At 59.7% G+C, this 22,164-nt stretch carries 21 protein-coding genes; 16 read left to right on the forward strand and 5 right to left on the reverse strand.

The genetic code is table 11. The features are described 5' to 3' along the window. The first annotated feature begins 1 nt into the window (after window position 1). From grpE to HMPREF3053_RS00635, 3 genes are read left to right on the forward strand one after another with little or no spacing between them, the layout of a single operon-like run. Entirely contained in the window at window positions 2-589 is a 588-nt protein-coding gene (gene grpE / locus HMPREF3053_RS00625) for a nucleotide exchange factor GrpE (protein WP_016421563.1), read from the forward strand. Between the two features lie 60 nt (window positions 590-649). Further along, the gene (gene dnaJ, locus HMPREF3053_RS00630) at window positions 650-1,846 is read left to right on the forward strand and encodes a molecular chaperone DnaJ (protein ID WP_070767113.1); all 1,197 of its coding nucleotides are present in this window, start codon (window positions 650-652) and stop codon (window positions 1,844-1,846) included. Beyond that, a complete protein-coding gene (locus HMPREF3053_RS00635) occupies window positions 1,846-2,256 on the forward strand; it encodes a heat shock protein transcriptional repressor HspR (protein WP_049171730.1) in 411 nt (136 codons plus the stop codon). Before dnaJ ends, HMPREF3053_RS00635 begins: the two co-directional genes overlap by 1 nt. Before the next feature lie 107 nt (window positions 2,257-2,363). On the opposite strand, the gene HMPREF3053_RS00640 is transcribed toward HMPREF3053_RS00635, so the two are convergent. Both HMPREF3053_RS00640 and HMPREF3053_RS00645 read right to left on the reverse strand, forming a co-directional pair. Continuing rightward, window positions 2,364-3,926, reverse strand: coding sequence for an alpha/beta hydrolase (locus tag HMPREF3053_RS00640; RefSeq protein WP_049171727.1), 1,563 nt, complete (start codon window positions 3,924-3,926; stop codon window positions 2,364-2,366). Further along, entirely contained in the window at window positions 3,914-4,231 is a 318-nt protein-coding gene (locus HMPREF3053_RS00645; protein WP_070767114.1) for a hypothetical protein, read from the reverse strand. Before HMPREF3053_RS00645 ends, HMPREF3053_RS00640 begins: the two co-directional genes overlap by 13 nt. Window positions 4,232-4,374: 143 nt before the next feature. On the opposite strand from HMPREF3053_RS00645, the gene HMPREF3053_RS00650 reads away from it, so the two are divergent. Then, window positions 4,375-5,223 carry a carbon-nitrogen hydrolase family protein gene (locus HMPREF3053_RS00650; protein WP_070767115.1) on the forward strand — a complete coding sequence of 283 codons (849 nt, stop codon included), beginning with the start codon at window positions 4,375-4,377 and terminating at the stop codon, window positions 5,221-5,223. A 116-nt stretch (window positions 5,224-5,339) separates the two neighbouring features. Beyond that, entirely contained in the window at window positions 5,340-5,957 is a 618-nt protein-coding gene (locus HMPREF3053_RS00655) for a trimeric intracellular cation channel family protein (protein ID WP_038626783.1), read from the forward strand. A gap of 115 nt (window positions 5,958-6,072) precedes the next feature. Here HMPREF3053_RS00655 and HMPREF3053_RS00660 read toward each other — a convergent pair whose 3' ends face one another. Next, the gene (locus tag HMPREF3053_RS00660; protein ID WP_070560409.1) at window positions 6,073-6,960 is read right to left on the reverse strand and encodes a fructose bisphosphate aldolase; all 888 of its coding nucleotides are present in this window, start codon (window positions 6,958-6,960) and stop codon (window positions 6,073-6,075) included. A gap of 359 nt (window positions 6,961-7,319) precedes the next feature. Here HMPREF3053_RS00660 and clpB point away from each other — a divergent pair, with 359 nt between their 5' ends. The 3 genes from clpB (at window position 7,320) to HMPREF3053_RS00675 (ending at window position 12,524) form a co-directional block, all read left to right on the forward strand. After that, the gene (gene clpB / locus HMPREF3053_RS00665) at window positions 7,320-9,899 is read left to right on the forward strand and encodes an ATP-dependent chaperone ClpB (RefSeq protein WP_070767116.1); all 2,580 of its coding nucleotides are present in this window, start codon (window positions 7,320-7,322) and stop codon (window positions 9,897-9,899) included. A gap of 185 nt (window positions 9,900-10,084) precedes the next feature. Further along, entirely contained in the window at window positions 10,085-10,732 is a 648-nt protein-coding gene (locus HMPREF3053_RS00670; RefSeq protein WP_049171720.1) for a GNAT family N-acetyltransferase, read from the forward strand. Window positions 10,733-10,985: 253 nt separating this feature from the next. After that, window positions 10,986-12,524, forward strand: coding sequence for an HNH endonuclease signature motif containing protein (locus HMPREF3053_RS00675; protein WP_049169846.1), 1,539 nt, complete (start codon window positions 10,986-10,988; stop codon window positions 12,522-12,524). A gap of 24 nt (window positions 12,525-12,548) precedes the next feature. On the opposite strand, the gene HMPREF3053_RS11130 is transcribed toward HMPREF3053_RS00675, so the two are convergent. Beyond that, window positions 12,549-12,716, reverse strand: a complete 168-nt coding sequence (locus tag HMPREF3053_RS11130) for a hypothetical protein (RefSeq protein ID WP_187271215.1) — start codon at window positions 12,714-12,716, stop codon at window positions 12,549-12,551. A gap of 70 nt (window positions 12,717-12,786) precedes the next feature. On the opposite strand from HMPREF3053_RS11130, the gene HMPREF3053_RS00680 reads away from it, so the two are divergent. The 8 genes from HMPREF3053_RS00680 to HMPREF3053_RS00715 all read left to right on the forward strand — a co-directional run bounded on the left by HMPREF3053_RS00680 (window position 12,787) and on the right by HMPREF3053_RS00715 (window position 21,400). Continuing rightward, complete coding sequence (locus tag HMPREF3053_RS00680; protein WP_049169848.1) at window positions 12,787-13,617, forward strand: sulfurtransferase; 831 nt, start codon at window positions 12,787-12,789, stop codon at window positions 13,615-13,617. A 188-nt stretch (window positions 13,618-13,805) separates the two neighbouring features. Then, window positions 13,806-15,836: a type III secretion system chaperone family protein gene (locus HMPREF3053_RS00685; protein ID WP_070767117.1), complete on the forward strand. Its 2,031-nt coding sequence runs from the start codon at window positions 13,806-13,808 to the stop codon at window positions 15,834-15,836. A 51-nt stretch (window positions 15,837-15,887) separates the two neighbouring features. Then, complete coding sequence (gene pyrE, locus HMPREF3053_RS00690) at window positions 15,888-16,448, forward strand: orotate phosphoribosyltransferase (protein WP_049189439.1); 561 nt, start codon at window positions 15,888-15,890, stop codon at window positions 16,446-16,448. A gap of 117 nt (window positions 16,449-16,565) precedes the next feature. Further along, complete coding sequence (locus HMPREF3053_RS00695) at window positions 16,566-17,411, forward strand: lysoplasmalogenase family protein (RefSeq protein ID WP_016421548.1); 846 nt, start codon at window positions 16,566-16,568, stop codon at window positions 17,409-17,411. Beyond that, window positions 17,398-18,069 carry a TrmH family RNA methyltransferase gene (locus HMPREF3053_RS00700; RefSeq protein WP_038626765.1) on the forward strand — a complete coding sequence of 224 codons (672 nt, stop codon included), beginning with the start codon at window positions 17,398-17,400 and terminating at the stop codon, window positions 18,067-18,069. The genes HMPREF3053_RS00695 and HMPREF3053_RS00700 overlap by 14 nt, the downstream gene beginning before the upstream one ends. Before the next feature lie 69 nt (window positions 18,070-18,138). Continuing rightward, window positions 18,139-19,356, forward strand: a complete 1,218-nt coding sequence (locus HMPREF3053_RS00705; RefSeq protein WP_049169856.1) for a glycoside hydrolase family 76 protein — start codon at window positions 18,139-18,141, stop codon at window positions 19,354-19,356. A 132-nt stretch (window positions 19,357-19,488) separates the two neighbouring features. After that, on the forward strand, window positions 19,489-19,899 hold the full coding sequence (locus tag HMPREF3053_RS00710; protein ID WP_016421545.1) for a DUF3151 domain-containing protein: 411 nt from the start codon (window positions 19,489-19,491) through the stop codon (window positions 19,897-19,899). Window positions 19,900-19,996: 97 nt separating this feature from the next. Continuing rightward, window positions 19,997-21,400 (forward strand): FUSC family protein, encoded by a 1,404-nt coding sequence (locus HMPREF3053_RS00715; protein WP_005510217.1) that lies wholly within the window; start codon window positions 19,997-19,999, stop codon window positions 21,398-21,400. A gap of 57 nt (window positions 21,401-21,457) precedes the next feature. Here HMPREF3053_RS00715 and HMPREF3053_RS00720 read toward each other — a convergent pair whose 3' ends face one another. Then, a complete protein-coding gene (locus HMPREF3053_RS00720) occupies window positions 21,458-22,150 on the reverse strand; it encodes a DUF1707 SHOCT-like domain-containing protein (protein ID WP_070601033.1) in 693 nt (230 codons plus the stop codon). Between the last annotated feature and the right edge of the window lie 14 nt (window positions 22,151-22,164).

Consider the following 22,164-nt stretch of genomic DNA (forward strand, 5'->3'; position numbering starts at 1 on the left):
AATGACTGACCAGGATCAGGGAAACCAGCCCACCCCGGAGGAGCCGGCCAACCTGGCCGATCAGGTCAACGAGGTCTTCGAGCAGGCCAAGCTTGACGACGACGTGGAGCCGGCGACCGAAGGTGCCGCCGGCGACACCGCCGCGGAGGAAGCTGCAGACCCAGTTGCAGCCATCCAGCGTGAGTTGGATGAGCGCACGGAGGACCTGCAGCGCCTGTCGGCGGAGTTCGCAAACTACCGTCGTCGAGTTGACCGAGACCGTGAAGCCGAGCGCGTACAGGCGAAGGCAAAGCTGGCTGGAGAACTGCTGGTTTTGGCTGATGACCTCGACCGGGCTGAAGAGCACGGCGACTTGGCAGACGGCACGCCGCTGAAGGCTTTCGCGGATAAATTCCGTGGCGTGCTGACCGCACAGGGTGTTGAGGAATTTGGTGCCGCAGGAGAGGAGTTCAACCCGGACATCCACGAGGCTGTCCAGGATCTCTCTGAAGGGGATGACAAGGTTCTAGCCAATGTGCTGCGCAAGGGCTACCGAATTAATGACCGTGTCATTCGTACGGCGATGGTAATCATCGGCGATCCGCAGTAGCGGAGACACAAGTGACGCAGATTTCTTTGAATTAGTTTTTCTGAAAGGAGGAGATGCACCATGACTCAACGGGAATGGGCAGATAAGGACTATTACGCTGACTTGGGCGTCTCTAAGTCTGCGTCACTCGACGAGATTAAAAAGGCCTACCGCAAGTTAGCCCGGGAGAACCACCCGGACAAGAACCCGGGTAACAAGGCCGCTGAAGATAAGTTCAAGCGAATCTCCGAGGCATACTCGGTGGTCGGTGACGAGGACAAGCGCCGCGAATACGATGAGCTGCGTGCAGCTCTCGCAGGTGGTTTCCGATTCCCCGGTGCCGCAGGTGCCGGCGGAGCCGGTGCTGCCGGTGCACGTGGATTCGACTTCGACGTGTCGGATCTCTTCGGCGGAGGTGCCGGATTCGGTGGCAATGCTGGTGGTGCAGGTGGCCTAGGTGATTTCCTGGGCGGCTTCGTAAACCGCAATGGTGGCGCTGGTGCTGCCGGGCGGCAGAAGGCCCGCCGTGGTGCGGATGTGGAGACAGAGATTACGCTCGATTTCCGCGAGGCTGCCCAAGGTGTCACCATCCCGCTGCAGCTCACCAACCCGTCGCCATGCACGAACTGCAATGGTTCGGGTGCAGCGCCGGGAACCTCACCGGTGACGTGTACCACCTGTCATGGTTCGGGATATGTCAAGGAGCAAAAGGGGGCCTTCGGCTTCTCCAGTCCGTGTGCGGACTGTGGTGGCCAGAGCACTCGTATCGAGAACCCTTGCTCGCAGTGTAACGGCACCGGTGTGACCACCCGCCGTCGTACCATCACCGTTCGCGTCCCCGCAGGTGTGGTGGACGGCCAGAAGGTCCGTCTTGCGGGCCAAGGTGAAGCGGGACTGCGGGGACGTCCGGCCGGTGACCTCTTTGTCACCGTTCATGTTCGCCCGGATGAAGTCTTCACCCGCAGCGGCAACGACCTTGAGGTCACGGTGCCCGTGAGCTTCGGCGAGCTCGCACTCGGCGGCACCATTACCGTGCCGACGTTGGGTGACAAGATTCGCGTGCGTGTCCCGGCTGGCACAGCCGATGGCCGAACACTGCGTGTGCGCGGTCGAGGAATCCCGAAGCGCAATGGCACTCCGGGTGACCTGCTGGTAACCGTGCGTGTGAAGGTGCCGACCAATTTGGACGACAATGCCACTTCGGCATTGCGCTCCTACGTCGAAGCGGAACGTGCCAGCGGGTTCAATCCTCGTGAGGGTTGGGCAGGTGCGAAATAATGTCCGACAACACTGAGGTCTATGTCATATCCGTAGCCGCGAATCTCGCGGGCATGCATGCGCAGACGCTGCGCAATTATGACCGACTCGGGTTGGTAACTCCGCAGCGAACCTCCGGCGGAGGTCGGCGCTACACCAAACGCGATGTGGCGCTGCTGCGTGAGATTCAGCGTCTGAGTCAGGAAGACGGCGTCAACCTGGCCGGTATTAAGGCCATCATCGACCTGACTGAGCGGGTGGATTCGCTTGAGCAGGAAAATGCAGAACTGCGAGAGCAGCTCTATCAAGCAAAGGCACAGGCTCGTCGTTCGCGAGGCGAACTGGTTCACGTCCCACGCTCTACGGCAGTGGTGATGTGGGAGCCGCGCACGCGGCGCGGGCGCAGAGGTGATCGTGGCGGGGAAGGATAACTCACACGGGTGATTGAACGGACTAAGCAGCGTCGGCTGGTTAGTCCGTTTTCTCTTGGCTTGTTAATTTGGGCCGCGGATAAGCAACTGTTGATCTGAGACGCCGGTCAGCTATCAGTTAGCCACCGGTTGGTCTCGCGAGTGAAAACTTCATCGTCAAAGTAGTGTTCGATGTGTGGGTTGCCCTGAACGTGCCGATACTTTTGAGGAATATCCTGCACGGGAGTGACCATGAATTCGGCCAAGTCTCGCATGGACAGGCCACGCTCACTCAGGTTGAGTGCGTACGCGCCGAAGTCTTTATCCGCCGGGTTTTTCCCATGAATCCCCAGTTCGGCAGGAATCCGAATGGGGTCCATCGGGGACGTCGCCACCGCCACACGGTGGCTATTTTCATATTCGGGTCGGGCTGTACCGTCCGGCTTGAGCAGTTTCATGTCGTTTGCACGCTCCAGTCCAGGGCCAACACCTGGCGGAGCTATGAGCAGCACCCTATCCGCGTAGAGGCCACTACCAAGGGAGGCCTGCGAGACCACCGTCGCCCCATAGCTATAGCCGGCGACAACGTGCCGCTGAGTAGGAGACTGGGCATGGGCGGTAGCGCCACCGGCAACTGCAGTGTCACCGCTATCGACACCACCGGAACGCTCAATCAAACCGGCTTGCAAGTGCTGCAGCCGCTCTGCAGCAAAATTGTGATACTCGGTGCGTATGGCCTCACGGAGGTTGGGTGGCGCGTCATAGGAAAACAACACCACCGCCACATCCTCCGGATTTCCACCGGCGGCGTGGAAGGTCGCGGCTACACGCTCGAACTGCTTGCTAGCGTCCTCCGCGCTAGAGCTGGTACCGGGGACGAGAGTGATCACAGTCGATGCTCGCTCAACGTCACCGAACGCAATCGCAGAATGTCCAGGCGAGGACTCCAATAGTTGTCCAGGAGGCAGCCCCAAAGCCCTGGCGCGAGCGGACATGGCGGCATCTATCTCTGATAGCGGGCTACTCGAATACGCCCCAGCCCATCCGCTCCCAACTTCCAAGTCCCAACCACCGTCAATCTCTTTGTCGCTAGTGGTGCCAGTACCACGACCAGCCTGCGATGGCTGCAATCTACCCGAGCCACTAGCTCCGCTTGCCACCAGTGGTGAAAGAGCTGAGATTGCGCCCGCCGCCTTCTCATCGAGTCGGTTGAGTTCAGCCAAGGCCGACTGAATCCGAAGCTGCGAGGTTGCACGCCATTCGGCCATGGTGAAAGGCCCGGAAGGAATTTTGGGATGAACGAGGCTGCGCGCAATCGTAGACAGCATGCCCTCCGGCGGAGTCACCGCACCAGAAACCAGATTCACCTGAAACCCCAGGTTGGTTGCCTGGTTTACCGCGTCGGTAAGTTCGCGGATGACGTCGTTAAGCATGGCGGCGGTATCGCTGCAGCAGGCGGCGAGACGTTCGAGCGCTACGCTGCTCCGGCGCAGACGCGTGGAGCTGTGGGTGACAGAAGCCTCGGCGGCGCTGCGGTTGTCGCCGGCGAAGTCATCCTCTGAAAGCGCGTTGAGTGCGCCCTGGGAACTGTCGGCGGAATCGGTGAGGGCGCGCGCCCCGGAACGCAGCGCCCGGGCGAGGATCTCCAGCGAATCCACACGCCACAGCAGCGCTTCGCCTACCGTGACCATGACGGCTTTTCCAAGGCGGCGGACTGGTCATGCTCGTGCGCGAGAGCGCTGACCGCGAGGGCATCGGCAGCCTGCGCAACAACGTCGATGTTTGTGCACGCGGCAAGCAATGATTCCGACCACTTCCCACAAGTAGTGGAGGCAGCGGGGACAATCCGTGAGCCGGGCAGGGCAGAGGTGAGGTCGGCACTTCCCGGGGCAGCTGCGACGATGGTGGAAAGACCATCAATACGAGTGGAGATCTGCTGGTAAGAGCGGCTTAAGGCGGATAGTTGAGCTGGATTGACTGTGATGTGTTCGGCCATGTTTTTGATTCTGCTGGGTGGCGAAAGGCAGCGGAAGAGCATCTTCAGCGAACTGTGGATAACTCTGAGCGATAGCAACGCACGGCGACGTCCTGTGGATAACTTCAGGACAGTCAATCCGGGGGAGCCGGTAACATTTAGGCATGCGTATTGCACTGGCTCAGTTGGAATTGTCAGCATCGGTTGAAGAGAATCTGGACGCGGTAAAGGTGACTATCGCGCGAGCAGCACAGGACAACGCCGATTTGGTGGTCTTCCCCGAGGCCACGATGAAGGCGTTCAATTCCGGTCGCCTGGATGCCGTGGCGGAGTCCAGCAGCGATAGGTTCGTAGCGGAGGTCTCGCAGGCCGCTCACGATGCCGGAATCAGCGTGGTAGTCGGCATGTTCCGCCCGGCAGATGAAGTGGAGCGCGACGGTAAGACGATGCACCGTGTCTTCAATTCGCTGCTCCTGGCTTGGCGTGATGAGGACGGCCCCGGTGTCGAGTTCTACGACAAGCTCCACCTCTTCGACGCTTTCGGGTTTCGCGAATCCGATACCGTCGCGCCGGGCAACGCGCACGTGGTGTGTGATGTCCCGCTTGTCGACGGATCGTCGGTCGCCCTCGGCCTTGCGACATGCTTTGACATCAGGTTTCCGGAGCAATTCATTCAACTGGCCAACCTGGGCGCGGAGGTCATCGCGCTGCCTGCATCGTGGAATGATGGTCCGGGCAAGGTGACGCAGTGGCAGACTCTGGTCTCGGCGCGTGCGCTGGATAGCACTTGTGTGATTGCAGCAGTTGATGCGGCCCGGCCTGGCGGGGCTAAGGCAGCGGGGAAGGATGAGGGGCCAACTGGCGCGGGGCACTCCATGCTGGTCAATGCGGACGGCGGGGTTATTGCCTCGGCGGGCTACAGCCCGCAGTTGCTTGTCGCCGATGTTGATATAGCGGAGGTGGAGCGGATTCGCCGCTCGATTCCGGTGCTGGAGATTCGCGATCAGGGCTAGCTGGGAAGCAATGAAGAGGGCCGAGCCGAGCTGAAAGCAGGAGTGGGGGAGCGAAGATTGCGGGATATTAGCCTATAGTTCTACCGATTCGGGCGAAGTCCTTTATATTTCTTATCATGCTGCTCCACATCCTCTGGGTCATTGGAATTACGGCCGAAGGCGTCACCGGTGCGCTGGCGGCCGGTCGAATGCGCATGGATCTCTTTGGGGTTTCAACAATTGCGTGCATGACTGCCATCGGCGGTGGCACCCTGCGAGATGTCATTCTCGGCCACTATCCGTTGGTGTGGGTTGCAAGCCCACAATATTTGCTGGTTATCGTCGGTGCCGCACTGATCACGGTGCTGTTGGCCGACTTCCTGATGAAGCACTTCCGAGTCGTGTTCTTGGTCGCTGACGCGATCGGTTTGTCGGCGTTTTCCATCATCGGTGCCCGCGTGGCCATGGAGATGGGGCACGGTGTCATCATCGCTATTGTCGGCGCCGTTCTTACCGGTGCGTTTGGAGGTGTGCTCCGCGACCTGATGTGTGACCGCGTCCCACTGGTGTTCCAAAAGGAGCTCTATGCCTCCATCGCAGTCGTCGCGGCGACGCTTTACTACGTGCTCGACATGGTTGGCCTGCACGAGAGCATCAACATTATCTGCGCTGTACTGTCGGCGCTGTTCATTCGACTAGCGGCGCTGTGGCGTGGCTGGTCGCTGCCGGTATTTGACTACCAGGGGCGCGATTAAAAAAAACTCCCGCACCAAGAAAAACCTGGTGCGGGAGTTTTTAGTTGCGCTAGCGGCTACCTAGAGGCGCCCACAAGCGCAGATGCACAGCGAAGCGCAAATGCACAGCGGACGATTAGGAAATCGAAGCCTCGTAGATGCCCTTGACGGACTCAGCCATGGTTGCGTTGAAGTCTTCGTCGGACTGCTGAGCAGACAGGCCCTCAGACAGTGCACGGGAGAAGGAAGCAATCATGCCGTGGTTGCGGGACAGGCGCTCGTTGGCGTCCTCGCGCTCGTAGCCACCGGACAGGGCAACGACGCGCATGACCTTCGGGTGCTCAATCAGCGGCTTGTACAGGTCATCCTTGGTCGGGATGGAAACCTTGATCATGACCTTCTGGTCATCGGCCAGGTCATCCAGGCCGGCGAGCAGCTCGCGCAGGACAATGTCCTCAGCCTCTGCCTTGTCGGCAGCGTTGATGTCGACCTCCGGCTCCAGAATCGGAACCAGACCGTGGGACAGAACCTGCTTGCCGAACTCGAACTGCTGAGCAATGTTGGCCTTGATGCCCTCTTCGTTTGCCTCAGCAATAAAGGAACGCATCTTGGTGCCGAAAATGCCCTTAGCGACACCACGCTCCAGCAGCTCATCCAGGCCCGGGCACGGCTTCATAAGCTGAACGCCGTTTTCCTTGTCTGCCAGGCCCTTGTCGGTCTTCAGGAACGGGACGATGCCCTTCTTTTCCCACAGGTACTGAGCGGTCGGGATTCCCTCAATGTCGCGATCCATGGTCTGCTCGAAGAGAATCGCGCCAATAATCTGCTCAGAGTTGAAGGACGGGGAAGTGATGATGCGGGTACGCATCTCGTGAACCAGGTCGAACATTTCATCTTCGTTCGAGTACTGATCCTCGTTGATGCCGTACAGGCGCAGAGCCTTCGGGGTGGATCCACCGGACTGGTCGAGAGCGGCGATGAAGCCCTTGCCCTCAGTCATCTGACGTGCCTGCTCGATGTTCATTCGAGTCCTTTCGTGAGAATGAAAGAATGTCATCTACCAGGGTAACCAAAACAGTATGAGTGCGCTGCCCGCCCATCACTCACATGGGGGAAGTCGAAGCAGGCGGGAGTGCGCTGGTGAGGGCGTCGGACGGCGTATTGGAGTGCGTCCGCGCGTGGTTTCTGGAGCTCTCCAATGTTTTCTAGTGCTTTCCGGTGCGCTACTGCGCTTAACGACGCTGCCGAGCGCAATCCTTTTCGCTGTGGATGTGGCGTGAATCACAGTATGAAATTGTAAAATTTGAAGTTGAGTGGAACAGACTCAAGGCTGAATACGTTATGGGTAGTGAATGACAAAGTTGAGTCAAAGGGGCGCAAGTTATGAGTTTTACACCAACAACTAAGACTGGAGAAGTTCTCCAGGAAGCTATGAAGGCCGCGACCAGCGCGGGTAACCCGGATATTCGGCCTGGGCACATTCTGGTAGCGCTGCTGGAGCAAAAGGAGGGTATTGCGGCTCCGCTGCTTGAGGCAGCGGGTGTTAATCCTTCCGGGGTTTTGACCCGCGCTAAGGAGCTGGTCGCGGGGTACCCGTCGGCAAGCGGGGCGAATATGGCGAACCCGCAGTTTAATAGGGATGCCGTTAATGCACTGAACGCTGCCGAGGAGCTGGCGGGCGAGCTTGGAGACGAGTATGTCTCCACGGAAATTCTGCTTATCGGTGTAGCAACTGGCCAGTCGGAGGCGGCAACTGTGCTGCAGTCGGCGGGCGCTACTGCCGAGGCATTAAAGGGCGCGCTGACTAGCGTGCGTGGATCGAGGAAGGTTACAACGGAAAATCCAGAAGAGCAGTACCAGGCTCTGGAAAAGTATGCGACGGACTTAACCGCGCGGGCGCGTGAGGGCAAGATTGACCCTGTTATCGGCCGCGATGCGGAGATTCGTCGCGTGGTTCAGGTCCTAAGTCGTCGCACCAAGAACAACCCTGTGCTCATTGGTGAGCCGGGCGTTGGTAAGACGGCCATTGTCGAGGGGCTGGCGCGACGCATTGTTGCGGGTGATGTGCCGGAATCTCTGAAGGGCAAGACGCTGATGAGCCTGGATCTAGGCTCCATGGTCGCCGGTGCGAAGTACCGCGGTGAGTTCGAGGAGCGCCTGAAGGCGGTTCTGGACGAGATTAAGGAATCCGACGGTCAGATTATTACCTTCATCGATGAGATTCACACCATCGTTGGCGCTGGCGCCACGGGTGATGGCTCGATGGATGCGGGCAACATGATTAAGCCGATGCTGGCTCGTGGTGAGCTCCGCCTGGTCGGTGCGACGACCTTGGATGAGTACCGCAAGTACATCGAGAAGGATGCTGCGCTGGAGCGTCGTTTCCAGCAGGTCTTTGTCGGTGAGCCGAGCGTTGAGGACGCCATCGGTATTCTGCGTGGCCTGAAGGAACGCTACGAGGTCCACCACGGTGTTCGTATCCAGGATTCCGCGCTGGTGGCTGCGGCAACGCTGTCGGATCGCTACATCACATCCCGCTTCCTGCCGGATAAGGCCATTGACCTGGTGGATGAGGCCGCATCGCGTTTGCGTATGGAGATTGACTCCTCGCCGGAGGAAATCGACTCCGCGGAACGTATTGTGCGCCGCCTCGAAATCGAGGAAATGGCCCTGGAGAAGGAAACTGACATCGCGTCGAAGGAGCGTCTGGACAAGCTCCGTGAGGAACTTGCAGATGAGCGCGAGAAGCTCAACGCTCTGAAGACTCGCTGGCAGAACGAGAAGTCCTCGATTGATGATGTTCGCTCCGTTCGCGAAGAGCTCGATGCCCTGCGCACTGAGTCCGAAAAGGCTGAGCGCGAAGGTGACTACGGGCGCGTCGCAGAGCTGCGTTACGGGCGCATTCCTGAGTTGGAGAAGAAGCTGGAGGCCGCCGAGGAATCGGTCGCTGACGCAGAGGAAAACTCCATGCTCAAGGAGGAGGTCACGCCTCAGGAAGTCGCTGAGGTTGTCTCCGCCTGGACGGGTATCCCGGCTGGCAAGATGATGCAGGGCGAAACCGAGAAGCTACTGGAAATGGAGCTCAACCTCGGCCGTCGCGTCGTTGGTCAGAATGCCGCTGTGGAGGCTGTCTCCGATGCTGTCCGCCGTTCGCGTGCGGGTGTTGCCGATCCGAACCGTCCGACTGGTTCCTTCCTGTTCCTCGGTCCAACTGGCGTTGGTAAGACGGAGCTGGCCAAGGCGCTGGCGGAGTTCCTCTTCGACGATGAGCGTGCGATGGTTCGCATCGATATGTCCGAGTACGGCGAGAAGCACTCTGTCGCTCGTCTGATTGGTGCCCCTCCCGGATACGTCGGCTACGACGCTGGCGGTCAGCTCACCGAGGCTGTTCGTCGCCGTCCGTACACCGTCGTGCTTTTCGACGAGGTTGAGAAGGCTCACCCGGACGTGTTCGATGTGCTCCTGCAGGTGCTCGATGAGGGGCGCCTGACTGATGGTCAGGGTCGAACCGTGGACTTCCGAAACACGATTCTGATTCTCACCTCCAACCTCGGTGCTGGTGGTACGCATGAACAGATCATGGATGCGGTCAAGATGGCCTTCAAGCCGGAGTTCATCAATCGTCTCGACGATGTAGTGATCTTCGATCCGCTGACCTCCGAGCAGCTGCGCGGCATTGTGGACATTCAGGTTCGCAACCTGGCGGAGCGTCTGGCTGCACGTCGTCTGGTGCTGGATGTCTCCGATGGGGCACTGGATTGGCTGTCGGAGCGCGGCTACGACCCGGCCTATGGTGCCCGTCCGCTGCGTCGCCTGGTGCAGAAGGCAATCGGCGATGAGCTGGCACGTCGACTGCTCGCGGGCGATGTTCGCGATGGTGACCGAGTAGAGGTTACGGTTGCTGACGATGGCGAGTCGCTGAAGGTTGTCGGCTATGGCGAGGACGGCGTAGCCCGGGGCTAGGGCGCCCAATCCTCAGGGCGATACCTGTTCAGCAGGCTGTCCGTTTGTTGGGGCGGTTTGGGAGATTTTTCTCCTGAACTGCCCCTTTTTGTGCTTTTGTTGTCCGGGCTTATGTTCCTTGCGGCCGATCGCGTGGGCTTGTTGCATTCCGGTCGGCCTGGGGTGCACCGGTATAGTGCGCAAATATGACTAACTTTCAGTGGCGACCAGCGACAGACTCCGACCGCCCCTTCATTGCCTGGATGGACGAACTAACGGAAACGTTCGGAGATGAAAGTCAGCCACTGCCGGAAGACTATGTAGTGACGAGGCGTCAATACGTCGACCAGTGGGACGCGAGTCAGGGCGGGGTTATCCTTTTCGCCACTTCGCTTGACGACGCTGACCTCGAGTCGCTCAGTGGCGACATGACCCGCACTGACCCGTTTGAACCGAGAGTTTCTCGCGAAGCTACCTATAGTGCGGCCGCCATTAAGGCGGAATGGTTGGAGCGCGGGGATTCGTCGTCAAGCGAAGAATGCGAGAGCTATGAAGTGCCGGTAGGGGCGGCCTGGCTGCGTACGTTTACGAAGGGCGATCCGGGGTACGGTTTTGTGGAAAATGGGATTCCTGAGGTAGCGATTGCGCTGCGTCCGGGTGTAGTCGGACGCAGGCTGTCGCAGCCGATGATTGCGGGGCTTCTTGAGTATGCGCGTGAGCTGGGGTACCCGGGGGTTAGTCTGGCTGTCCATGATGCCAACCCGCGGGCGGCGAAAGCTTATGTGAAGGCGGGGTTTGAGCTAGTGGGGCGCTCGAGCTTCCCGGACCACGATGTGATGGTGGTGCGGTTTTAGGCTTTCGGCGTGCAGTTTTTTTTGGGGGGGGCTGCGCGGGTGGTGAGGGACTGCGCGAGTTGGTGGGGTTTTCAGGGCGGATGGTGGGGTGTTTAGGCGCTGGAAGCGAGGCAGCGTTTCGGAAAAAGGTTCGAAAAAGTTGACTTAGGGGGTTGTGGTGTGTCGAATGGGTGTGCGATAATGTGGGGGAGGGAAATTAGTTAGTCCATTTGGGGATTCGGATTGCTAGCGTTTTAAAAGGGGGGGTGGGGAAATGTCTACACCATCGGCGTCAAACGGCGGTGGACCGCTTTCGACATCGCAGGTTTTAGATGCGGTTGCGCAGTTTGAAGCTCTGTCGACAGTCATCGTGGAGAACTTCGAAGTACTTGCACCGGATCATGCGCACGACGCATATAAGTCGATTGAGAAAGCGCGAAAACGACTCGCAGTAATTGATGCGACTTATGTGGAGACAATGAAAGGGCGGATGCCCAGCGCGGAGCACCGAAGGATCGCGTGGCTAGCGCAGGAGATGCGAATCTCGCGAGCAGAAGCGAGGCAGCGTATCAATGTCGTCGGACGTCTGAGTAGGAATGTTGATCCGTTTGCTCCGGCGAATGAGGATGTGCGAATGCCGAACCTTCGTCAGAAAGTTGAGGAAGGTGTTGTCGGTGCGGATGCTGTTGCGAAGATTGACAAAGCCGTTCGCGAGCTGCCGGCAACGGAGCATGCACAGCTGTCTAGGCTGCTGGACAAGCACATTGCAGATTTAGTGGACAAAATCCGTGTTGATGATCTCAATAAATTGCCGAACCGTCTGCGGGCGATGCTGGGGGTTGATGACCCGTATACGGATGAGGACCGTGCTCGGAAACGAAGCCTAAAAATCGGTGCTCAAGGGCCGGATGGCATGAGCCGGTTGAGCGGTGTGGTTACGCCTTCGTTTGCGGCGGTGCTCAAAAGGCTGCAGGCAGATTATGCGCGACCTGGCGGGTTGCTCGAAGAAGGTGCCGATGACCAGCGGAATCCGGAGCAGCGTTTCCATGATGCCGTGGAAGCGGCGGTGAATGGGGGCTTTCAACCGGGCGGTGAGCTTCAGCCGGCGCGGGGGACGACATCGGTGGTCACCGTCGCGCATATCGCAGATGTGGCAGCGTTAGCTGGAGTCTCCCTGCCTGAGGGGGAAGATTTTGTACTTCCTGGATCGGGTAAAGCGGTCTCAGACGCGGGAGTGCGAATTTCCATTAGTCAGGCCGTGCAACAGATGGTCGATAGAAATTCGTTCCTCCAAGTCTTGGGGAATGAGGGGCAGACCTTGTACTTTGGTCGATCCCGCAGGCTGGGGACTTTGCCGCAGTATCTGGCCCTTCTTGGAGAGGAAGGAGGTTCCTCCGCGCCGGGCATGGGCACTCCGGGAGCTATGTGCGATGTTCACCATGTGCAGTCGTGGGCTTCCGGTGGTGGCACTGACCTGGATAATCTCACGTTGGTGGATCCGGGTACGCATCGAAAGATCGATGATGCTCGATGTGATGAAAATGCTTGGTGGACGCTCCGGCCGGATGAGGTGCCGGAGATTCTAGGAACTGACGAAGGGGACGGGGTTAGCGGGGAGTGTGAGCCGGCCTCTACTGATCGTGTGGTCTGGGTGCCCCCGAAAGACGAGGAAGGAAACCGGAAAGCGGAATCCAATGAGGACCCCGATACGTTCGATAGCCCGGGGCGCTGGTTGCGTCGTAAAGCGCGAGAGAAACGGACGAGGGACACAGCGGATGGCAATGGTGGGACGGGACAGGATCCCGGTGGGTAGTCGGATTGGGAGGCGGGGCCTGGCTTAGAGGTTGATCTTCCGTTTCGTAGTCAGCTTTGCGTTAATGAAGCGGTTAAGAAAAGGGGTGCCGACGCTGGCGGCATAGTGCAGTAGTTTTTCTGCGGTGGCACAGCCGATTCCATGGCCGGTGCCTGAGATGAAAACGGCCAGGTGGGCAGCATCTTCAGGCACCTTCCCAAGCTCCTAGTTTTAATAACGTACATATCGCGCTACCAAGTCAATCGATTTAGAATCCGGAATTATGACAACATCCATCTCGGTACAAGAGCTTCGTGACAAGATTGCCGGCGGCGGTCGTATCGTCGTCGTTGACGCACGCTGGTCGCGTGCTAAAAAACCATATGACTCCTACGCCACGGCTCACATCCCACTGGCCGTGTTCTGTGATCCCGAGTTGGACCTAGCAGGTGTTCCAAGCCGAGAAGCTGGTCGCAACCCGTTGCCGGATATCGAGCGTGTGCGCGATGCCGTCCGTCGATGGGGAGTCCGCTCGGAGCATCTCGTGATCGTCTACGACGCGGGCGATGGACTGTTCGCGTCACGTGCTTGGTGGATTCTGCGCTGGGCAGGTTTGGAGAATGTGCGTGTCCTCACCGGTGGGTTAGCTGCTTGGGAAGCAGATGGAAACGAGACTGCCTTCGGGCCCGGAAATCTGCCGCGGCCTGGAACGATTGCGGTGAGTGAAGGCAATATGCCTGTTGCCAGCCTCGATGACGTACGCACCTGGTCTGAGCGTGGAATTTTGGTGGATGCGCGTGAGCCCAGCCGTTTTGAAGGTCGTAGTGAGCGCGTCGATCTGCAGGCAGGTCACATCCCGGGTGCCGTGAACCTGGCGGCTCGCAGTCTGCAAAATGCCGACGGCTCCTTCCTGCCTGTTGAGCAGCTCCGTGAGCGCTTTGCCTCCGTCGGTATCGAAGACGGTCGCAATGTAGCGGTCTACTCCGGTTCCGGTCTTCATTCCTCGCTGTTCATTCAGGCTATGGAAGAAGCGGGCATCACGGGGGCCTCTCTGTATGTCGGTGGCTGGTCCCAGTGGGCTGGCAATCCGAGCCTGCCTATCGTCCGCTTCTAAGCGGGCCCGGGCCAGGGCGACCGCCCCAGGGCCCCAGATGTGCCGTCCATGTGGCTTTTGCCCCTCGCCCTTTACCGTCCTAGAGAGTCCCGTACGCTCTCTCCTCGGGCATTGGCATTGCGCCAGACGGGGGACGGCATCTTGTCGCTGACCAAATAGAACGGCTTCTGGCTTAAGCTAGGAGATTAATGATTCCCCTAGTATTCACCCTCGCAGCGATTCTCATCATCGCCGCAGTCGCGCTGTTCGTTGTCGACCGCCGCCGTCGCAGCACAAGTGAGACTGCTGTGGCGTCTCCGTCATCGCCATCGCTTTACGACGAGCCCTCGGACTCCACCGGCGAAGTAACCGGTGTGGCGGCAGAAGATGTTGTGTCCGAACAGTCGGATTCTTCGGAGCAAGGCAGCCCCGAGACAACTTCTGTGGCGAGACCGAATGTCGCAGCTGACGCTGACTCTGAGGTTGCCGCTGAGACTGATAGCGCCGCTGAAGTTGATTCTGAAACTGAGGTTTCGACGACAGAACTGGGGACTTCAGCTGTAGAAAAGACACCGACGGAGCCTGAATCTGTCTCGGGAATCGAGCCGGCGGCCACTGCTGAAATGCCCGAAGCAACAGAAGACGCGGGTGCTGCCGAAACATCGGAAGCAGCAGCTGATCTGAATGCGGGAACGGACGTGACTCTCCGAAGCGGCGCGGAGTCTGGCACAGAATCTGGAGCAGGGCCTGGCATGGAGCCAGCCGAGTCGGTGACTGCTGAAGATACCGATACCACGGATGAGCCCGAGACAGGTTTAGTGGACAACACCAGTGCCATAGATGCCAACAGCACCACTGCTCCTGACGCTCGCATTGGAACTGTTGACGGTGCAGAATTCGAGGCTGTGCCCGGCGAAAATGCCGAGACTGACGAAGTGCCGCAATCATCCGATCGTGCGGCGCGCACCCAGGCCACCCAGGCCACCCCGCCCACTGTGTCCACCCAGCCCGCGCAACCGCAGCGCGCTCAGCAGCAATCAGTGGCCCCTATCCGTCGACGTATCAGCGGTCGCCGTGTGCGTCACTTGCGGAAAGCCTGGGCGCAGGAACGTAATTCTGTCTATAACCGTGTGGACCATGAGCTGCCGTCGTACTGGCAGCGTACGCCGGACGGCGATGCCAAGGCCGTGGTCTCCGGTTTCGCCTTTGGCCGGGAAATGCACCTCGCCGATGTCGGCGGCATCACCACCATCGCCATCCGCCGCTCTGTATCCAGCGATGAGGTTTTCGAGTTGCGCCGCAGCGGCGGCACGACGCTGCCTCACGTAGCTACCGAAGCCGGCCTGGTAGTCGCAGCTACCGACCCAGAGCTCATTCATCGCATCTTCGACGACCGTGCAACCCGCATGCTTGCCGACGTACACCCGGCCATTACCCGCATGTGGTCCGAAAACTCCTGGTCCTTGGCTCAGCTGATTGATAATTCAGTGCCAGAGGACTGGGACGGTGCACTGGCATCGCTGTCGGACTTCTCCGACATTGCGCGCAGGTTGCCACCGGCGGAAGGCGAAACCGTCGCTCCGGACACTAATCAGTGGGATCCCACTCGTTTGCAGCTCACCGAGCAGTCCGTTGACTCTGGTTCCTTGATTTCGGATGGAACCGGGCGTGGGCACTTGCACGCGGTACCAGATCAGCGTCGCAACGGTTCTGCTAACCACGAATCGCAGGATCACAGCTCACAGAACGGGCATGCCCAGAGTCACAGCGCGCAGAATAGCAAGGGCGAAGAGCCGCTGGACGTTGAGGAAATTGTTTACGCAGATTCTCCTTCGTCCTCGTCCGCTGCTACCGCGGATGCAACCACGGATGATTCGCAGTGGCCGTCGCAAAGCAATGCACAACCCACGGTGGTGCAGGCGATTGACGGTTCGTCGTGGCGCCCTACGCGGGATATACCGCTGGATCCGACGGCGCTGCCTTCGCGGTCAACGGCACGAAAGATGGGTGCAAACGTTGGTGAGTCGGAGGACATTGGGGATTCTGGCCAGCAGATTCCTGCGCTTGGTGAGGACCCCGAACATAGCCGGATGCGCTCGAGCCAGGGGCGTGTGGTGCGATCAATTGTGAAGCCCGCCAGTATTTTTACCGACGCCGCCCCAGACCTCGACAGCAGCGACGACCCCACCGAATCTGTATCCGAGGACAAGGGCGCAACCCCTGATTCCGCGGACGAGTAGAACCAGACATATCCTTGAGCACACAGTCGTTTATTTAGGAGACAACCTCAGATGAGCATCCACACGAGCAATGTCAATCAGGAGAAGCTGCAGCGTTTGGCCGAGTTGGTCAAGGAGCTGGCGGTTGTCCATGGCAAGGTCACGCTGTCGTCTGGACGTGAGGCTGACTACTACGTTGACCTGCGCCGCGCCACCCTACATCATGAGGCCTCGCGTCTGATTGGTTCCCTGCTACGGGAGCTCACTGCAGACTGGGACTACGCGCACGTCGGTGGTCTGACGCTTGGCGCGGACCCGGTGGCTACCTCTGTCATGCACGCCGAAGGGCGCCCAATTGATGCCTTTGTGGTGCGTAAGGAAGCCAAGAAGCACGGCATGCAGCGCCGCATCGAGGGGCCGGACATTGTGGGCAAGAAGGTCCTGGTTGTTGAGGACACCACCACGACGGGCAACTCTCCGCTGACTGCCGTCGCTGCCCTACGTGAGGCCGGTGCTGAGGTTGTCGGTGTCGCCACGGTGGTTGACCGCGCGACGGGTGCCGGCGAGGTCATCAAGGCTGAAGGCCTGGAGTACCGTTATCTGCTCGGTTTGGATGACTTGGGTCTGGCCTAAGAATCTGAGCGCTAGAGCTATCGCCGAGCCTCACCCTGCTCGCCGAGCCTCACCCTGCTCACCGAGCCTCACCCAGCTCACCGCCCCAACGCAGTCCCACGAAAGAGGAACATCCCCATGACCACCAAGCGCGCAGGACTCCTGTCCAAGCTCACCACGACCAAACTTCCCGGCACAAAGGAAACCGTCGCTGACATGTTTGTGCGTCGCACGGGCGAGGGCCTCGGCGCACTCGTCGGTATCGCCAGCGCGAGCTCCGACACTCGCCGTGCCCCAGAACGTGCCGGCTACATCGCCGCCAGTGCGGTCAACGTTGTCTCCAGTGCCTTCGGCTGGGAGACTCCACGTCGAGTTTCCAAGACTGTCCTCATGCCACTGTTGGCGGCCAATGTTTGGCGCCGTCGCCACGAGACGTCTCGCTTTACGACGACCACCCTGCTCATCGGCCTCGCCGGCGGTTGGCTGGGCGACTTGATTCTCATGCCGAATAAGCCGAACCTGAACCGCGGTTCTGTGCCGTTCGCAGTTAACCAGGTTGCCTACCACGTGCTGCTGTGGCGTGCCGGAGCTCGGATTAGCGCGCTGCGTGCTGCCATTCGCTTCCCACTGTGGGCTGGTTCGGTACCGCTGGTCGGTGCTGTAAAGCCCGAGGCGCTGCCCGCTGCTGTTGGCTACGGTCCGCTGCTGGCTGTGACCTCCGCACTGGCCGATGACCCGGCGCTGCTGGAGGGTGCCGGTGCTGTCGGTACTGATGAGCAGACCGGCCTACCGATTGCCGATGCCGCCTACGGCCTCGGCCACGGTGGCAACCTGTTCCTCGTCTCCGACACGCTACTGATGGCTCGAAAGATGTTTGCGGAGGAGGGCGTCGTCGGCAAGCTTCTGAATGCGGCAGTGATGGACACCTACACCGTGGCGCAGTTGTTCCTGGTCGAGGGGCTGTTGGCTCTTGACCGCGCCTGAGCCCGGGAAGGGGCCGACGGAATGGTTTGAGGCTCGTGTCGGGGTGGGGCCGTGGGAGCAGGAGCACCCGAACGAACCCCGGCCGACCGGCCCAGAATACGATGAGCAGCTTCTGGATGAGGGCGACCGACGTAATGTCGTCGATGCCTACCGCTACTGGACGATGGAGGCTATCGTCGCGGAGCTGGATAAGCGTCGTCATCCGTTGCATATCGCCATCGAGAATTTTGAGAATGACTCCAACATTGGCACCGTGGTACGCACCGCAAATGCCTTCCTGGTGGAGGCCGTGCACATCGTGGGGCGCAAGCGTTGGAATCGTCGCGGCGCGATGGTGACTGACCGCTACCAGCACTTGCTGCACCACGAGACGGTGTCGGAGGTCATTAGCTGGGCGCGCGAGCATGATTTGGCTGTCGTGGCCGTGGACAATGTGCCGGGCTCCGTACCCATCGAAACCGTTGAGTTGCCCGAGCGTTGTCTTTTGCTCTTCGGCCAGGAGGGGCCGGGAGTGACTGAAGAAGCACAGCAGGCGGCGGATTTGACGGTGTCGATTGCCCAATTTGGCTCGACGCGTTCGATAAATGCGGGGGTAGCGGCGGGTATTGCCATGCACTCTTGGATTCGTACTCATGCAGATATCACCGCGGCCTGGTAATTGTCTGCTTAGGTGTTTTATTTCGAAGGCTGTTTTAGAGCTGTTTCACAGCCGTTTTAAGGAGAGCCAGTGGTTCTAAAAATGTCGCGTCCGGAGGCCGAAACGTGGGCCTATCGTGCGGACGTGGCTGAACAGGCGATTCGCAACCGTCATGCGGCGAAGCTGTGGGGTCTTCCGGGCACGAATTTGGCAATGGCTTCCTGGCCCGCGCCGCTTCGACATAAGGTCTTCATCAACTGGCATTACTGGTGGCAGGCGCAGTATCTCGACTGCCTGGTAGACGCAGCCAAGCGCGTGCCTTCTAAGGAGAAGTACCGCGCTATCCGCCAGACCACTCGGGGTATCCGCATTCGCAACCTCACGCTGCTGACCAAGAACAAGTACTACGACGATCGCGCGTGGATGGCGTTGGCGCTCGGGCGTGCCGACGCTGTCCTCGGCGCATCGGTGCCCAAGAAGACGACAGCACGGCTGATTTCATGCTTGGGCGATGGTCGGCAGGAGTCCACGGGTGTGCTGCCGTGGCGTGAGCAGGACCTCTTTTTCAACGTCCCCTCGAACGGTCCTGCAGCCATCGCTCTGGCCCGGGCTGGTCGTATCAAGGAGGCAGAGGAACTTATCGATTGGGTTTACGCCAACCTCCTGTCGGACTCAGGGCTGCTCTACGACGGCATTCGCTTGTCCATGGCAGGTGCCGTCGTGCAGAAGGGCATGTTTACGTACAACCAGGGTGTCATGATTGGCGCTTGCCTCGAAGTGGGACTTGCGCTTCGGGCGCACGGCCAGCGTGAACAGGCGACGAAGTATTTCACGCGCGTGCAAAACCTCATCCACGCGGTGGCAAAGGATTTGGCGACCACCGACAATGTTATCGCCGGTGCCGGTGGCGGCGATGGTGGTCTGTTCAACGGCATCCTGGTGCGATACCTCGCCGATGCGGCGGTGCGTTTGCCTGGAGACAATCGCATGAATCGCGCGGCAGCTCGCATTGCTCGCCGACTGGTTCTGGCTTCGGGGGAGAAGTGCTGGTACCACCGCCTCGAGGTTGATGGCCTGCCGCTTTTCCCCGCAGATTGGAACGATAATGCTCAGTTCCCACAGGGCGGTTCGGTTGCGCAATCAGTCGGTGGCGCGGTTCGCGGTTCGGCGATTAAGGAGCGTGACCTCTCTGTCCAACTGTCGGGTTGGATGCTGATGGAAGCGTGCGCCCGAGTGGCCGATTTTGTTGCGACCAAGCTGGAAAATGGTGAGTCGTTGGATTCGACGAAGCCGAGCTGCCCGGAGTAGTCGGGGAACGCTAGTTGGTCGTCATCTGGCGCTTGCCGACGTTGTACCACCGCGCTGTGCCCGCCGTTGCCAACAGGGAGTCACCTACTGAGCCCCTGCCATCGCCACGTGATGCCTGGCACAATAGGACGCATGAAACTCAATGACATGATGGCTCCTGCTCCCGTGAAGCTCCCCGTTCTTGACGAGGCCGTTGCTGCCCGCAACGGTGGCGCAAGCCCGGAGGCCGTGGTTCGCGCATGCCCGCGCGATTCCCAGGCTTGGGCGGATTTGGCTGAAAGCGCCTTGTCCGAGGGCCAGGAGATTCAGGCCTATGCCTTCGCTCGCACTGGTTACCACCGCGGTCTGGACCTGCTGCGTGGAAACGGCTGGAAGGGGTTCGGAGCCATTCCGTGGGAGCACGAGCCGAATCGTGGTGTGCTCCGCGCCTTCGCAGCGTTGGCTAAGGCTGCTAAGGCTATCGGCGAGGATGATGAATTCGATCGCATGATGGCGTTGCTGCGTGACAGTGATGAATCCGCGTTGCCAGAACTGGGTCTTTAATCGCGCACAGAGATTCAGCGGGCACATAAGAGTGCACAACAGCACAACGGGTACATAAAAAGCGCACAGTTTTTTACATGAGGATGGTGACTTCGGCATGGCTGGCATAGCTGGTGGGGAAGATAAGGATGCCGCAGCTGCCAGGAATCTAGAGGACCTTGCTCCCGCGCATGTCGACGACCTCGTCGAAGCTAAGGAAACGCAATTCGTCGAGGATAATCCGCGCCCGGATTTCCAAGATTTTCGCAATACGTACCTACATCCGGCCTCCCGCGCAGCAAACAAGTTGCGTCAGAAAGTGAGGCCCCGCACGCGTTTCCTCCATGCGATTGACCGTGTGCGCTCCCGTTGGATGCTCATTGTCCAAGCCACGTTAGCCGCTGGGTTGGCCTACTGGTTCGCACTTGAGGTACTGGGGCACCCCAACCCGTTCTTCGCGCCGATGGCCGCTTTCATCAGCCTCAACGTGATGACCGCAGGTCCTCGCTTAAAGCACTCTGTGGAGTTGGTGCTCGGTGCCTCGTTGGGAGTCGGCATTGGTGATGTGATTATCTCCATCCTCGGCTCGGGTATCTGGCAGCTGACCGTCGGTGTGTTCGTCGCCATGGTCATCGGTGTGTTTGTCGGTCGAGGACCGCTTGTGGTCAACCAAGCGGCATCTTCAGCCGTGCTCATCGCCACCATTATTCCGCCGGGCACCGCTGGTTCTTATTACCGAATGATCGATGCTCTCGTCGGTGGTGTGGTGGGCATTATTGTGCTCATGATATTGCCGCGAAGCCCGCTGGCGGGTGCTCGCCGCAAGGTGGCCAAGGTCCTCGACATGGGTGCAGATGTACTTTATGACATCGGCATCGGCATGAAAGAGGGCGACACCGATCGCATCCGCACCGCACTGAGCGTGGTGCGCTCCATGCAGGCGCAAGTCTCGCTGATGGACCGCACTGTCGCCGACGCGGGCGAGCAGGTCCGTATCTCGCCGTTGCTCTGGCGCTCTCGGGATAGAATCCACTCGCTGTCGCGCATGGTACATCCCGTCGACAACGCCATGCGCAACATCCGTGTGCTCGCGCGTCGCGCTATCACCGCACGTGAGGATCACATCGACTTCTCGTCCGAACTGTGCGCACTTGTTCTCGGCGTGTCTGAAGGTACGCGCCTGGTCAGTCATGTGCTTGACGACGAAGCCGCCGTGCGCCGAATCCCAGAGTGGGGCGAGTTGCCTTTCGAATCCGGCGACATCGCTATCGCTCAGCTTTCCGAGGGATCCGGAGAGGTCAAGCTTGAAGACGTGGTTCGGTACTTGCGTCGTCTAGCGGCGAAAATGCACCCGCGCGTGATCGAGGACGCAACGCTGTCGGAACAGGTTGTGTTTGCGCAGTCCCGCTCCTTGGTGGTGGACCTGTTGCAGGTGTGTGGCCTGTCCAGACGTTCAGCTGTGGCAACGCTGCCGCCGACGACGCCGTTCCCAGCAATGCCGCCGGAGGTATGGGACGAGTAGCCGGTGAGACGTGGGCGAGTAGTGGCTCGCCAGGCGCACTTGCTACTGCAGCATGCTCTAGTGCGGTACGCGCTTGACCTCGACGCCACCGAAAGCGACGAAGCCGCGCACAATAATCTTCGGAGCCTGGCCTGCGCCAGGAGCTGGAAGGTGACGTCCCGGCTTTCCAGTAACATCCGTGCCGCCGAAGATGGGCAGCACGTCGACATCAACTTGGTAGTGGTCGGGGACAATGACGTCGACTCCACCGAAGGCGCAGCCAATGTTGACGACAGTGGTTTCCGCGGTCAGGATGGCCTCGCGGAAATCCAAGCCGGTCCCGCCGAAGGCCGCCACCGTGGTGTGCGTGGGAGCGCACGTCCAAGGGCCTCTCTTGTCGGTGCCGCCGAAGATGCCGATGGAGAGCTTCGAACCAGTTGCCGCGGCGGAGCTATCAATCCGAGCTGGTTGATGATTGTTGGCTGCATTCGGTGCCACCGAATGGTGCTCGTCCGGGACGCTGTGTAGGTTCGGGCGCAGGTTAGGGTTTGGGTGTGCATGTGGAGTCGGCTCGGCCAGGTTCGCGGGCAGCGACAAGTCTTGTGTCAATGCGGGCAACTCATCGATGTACGTCGCCTTTTGGGCTTTCTCGGTGCGCTCCTGCAATTCCGCAAAGTCAATCTGGCCATCGCGGAATGCCCATTCCAAGCGTTCCAGCGCAGTGTGGCGGGCTTGGTCGCCAGCGCGTAGCCGTGGGGTGTTGTCAGTCATGATGCTGTCCTATC

The organism is Corynebacterium sp. HMSC064E07 (genome assembly GCF_001815745.1).
Lineage (GTDB): Bacteria > Actinomycetota > Actinomycetes > Mycobacteriales > Mycobacteriaceae > Corynebacterium > Corynebacterium jeikeium_D.

Excerpts from the sequence above, each read along its gene's own strand:
- HMPREF3053_RS00710 (WP_016421545.1), top strand. The coding sequence starts at position 19,489 with ATGAAACTCAATGACATGATGGCTCCTGCTCCCGTGAAGCTCCCCGTT.
- HMPREF3053_RS00650 (WP_070767115.1), top strand. The coding sequence starts at position 4,375 with ATGCGTATTGCACTGGCTCAGTTGGAATTGTCAGCATCGGTTGAAGAG.
- HMPREF3053_RS00640 (WP_049171727.1), bottom strand. The coding sequence starts at position 3,926 with ATGGTCACGGTAGGCGAAGCGCTGCTGTGGCGTGTGGATTCGCTGGAG.
- HMPREF3053_RS00675 (WP_049169846.1), top strand. The coding sequence starts at position 10,986 with ATGTCTACACCATCGGCGTCAAACGGCGGTGGACCGCTTTCGACATCG.
- HMPREF3053_RS00720 (WP_070601033.1), bottom strand. The coding sequence starts at position 22,150 with ATGACTGACAACACCCCACGGCTACGCGCTGGCGACCAAGCCCGCCAC.
- HMPREF3053_RS00645 (WP_070767114.1), bottom strand. The coding sequence starts at position 4,231 with ATGGCCGAACACATCACAGTCAATCCAGCTCAACTATCCGCCTTAAGC.
- clpB (WP_070767116.1), top strand. The coding sequence starts at position 7,320 with ATGAGTTTTACACCAACAACTAAGACTGGAGAAGTTCTCCAGGAAGCT.
- HMPREF3053_RS00655 (WP_038626783.1), top strand. The coding sequence starts at position 5,340 with ATGCTGCTCCACATCCTCTGGGTCATTGGAATTACGGCCGAAGGCGTC.
- HMPREF3053_RS00635 (WP_049171730.1), top strand. The coding sequence starts at position 1,846 with ATGTCCGACAACACTGAGGTCTATGTCATATCCGTAGCCGCGAATCTC.
- HMPREF3053_RS00670 (WP_049171720.1), top strand. The coding sequence starts at position 10,085 with ATGACTAACTTTCAGTGGCGACCAGCGACAGACTCCGACCGCCCCTTC.
- pyrE (WP_049189439.1), top strand. The coding sequence starts at position 15,888 with ATGAGCATCCACACGAGCAATGTCAATCAGGAGAAGCTGCAGCGTTTG.
- HMPREF3053_RS00660 (WP_070560409.1), bottom strand. The coding sequence starts at position 6,960 with ATGAACATCGAGCAGGCACGTCAGATGACTGAGGGCAAGGGCTTCATC.
- HMPREF3053_RS00715 (WP_005510217.1), top strand. The coding sequence starts at position 19,997 with ATGGCTGGCATAGCTGGTGGGGAAGATAAGGATGCCGCAGCTGCCAGG.
- HMPREF3053_RS00680 (WP_049169848.1), top strand. The coding sequence starts at position 12,787 with ATGACAACATCCATCTCGGTACAAGAGCTTCGTGACAAGATTGCCGGC.
- HMPREF3053_RS00695 (WP_016421548.1), top strand. The coding sequence starts at position 16,566 with ATGACCACCAAGCGCGCAGGACTCCTGTCCAAGCTCACCACGACCAAA.
- dnaJ (WP_070767113.1), top strand. The coding sequence starts at position 650 with ATGACTCAACGGGAATGGGCAGATAAGGACTATTACGCTGACTTGGGC.
- HMPREF3053_RS00685 (WP_070767117.1), top strand. The coding sequence starts at position 13,806 with ATGATTCCCCTAGTATTCACCCTCGCAGCGATTCTCATCATCGCCGCA.
- grpE (WP_016421563.1), top strand. The coding sequence starts at position 2 with ATGACTGACCAGGATCAGGGAAACCAGCCCACCCCGGAGGAGCCGGCC.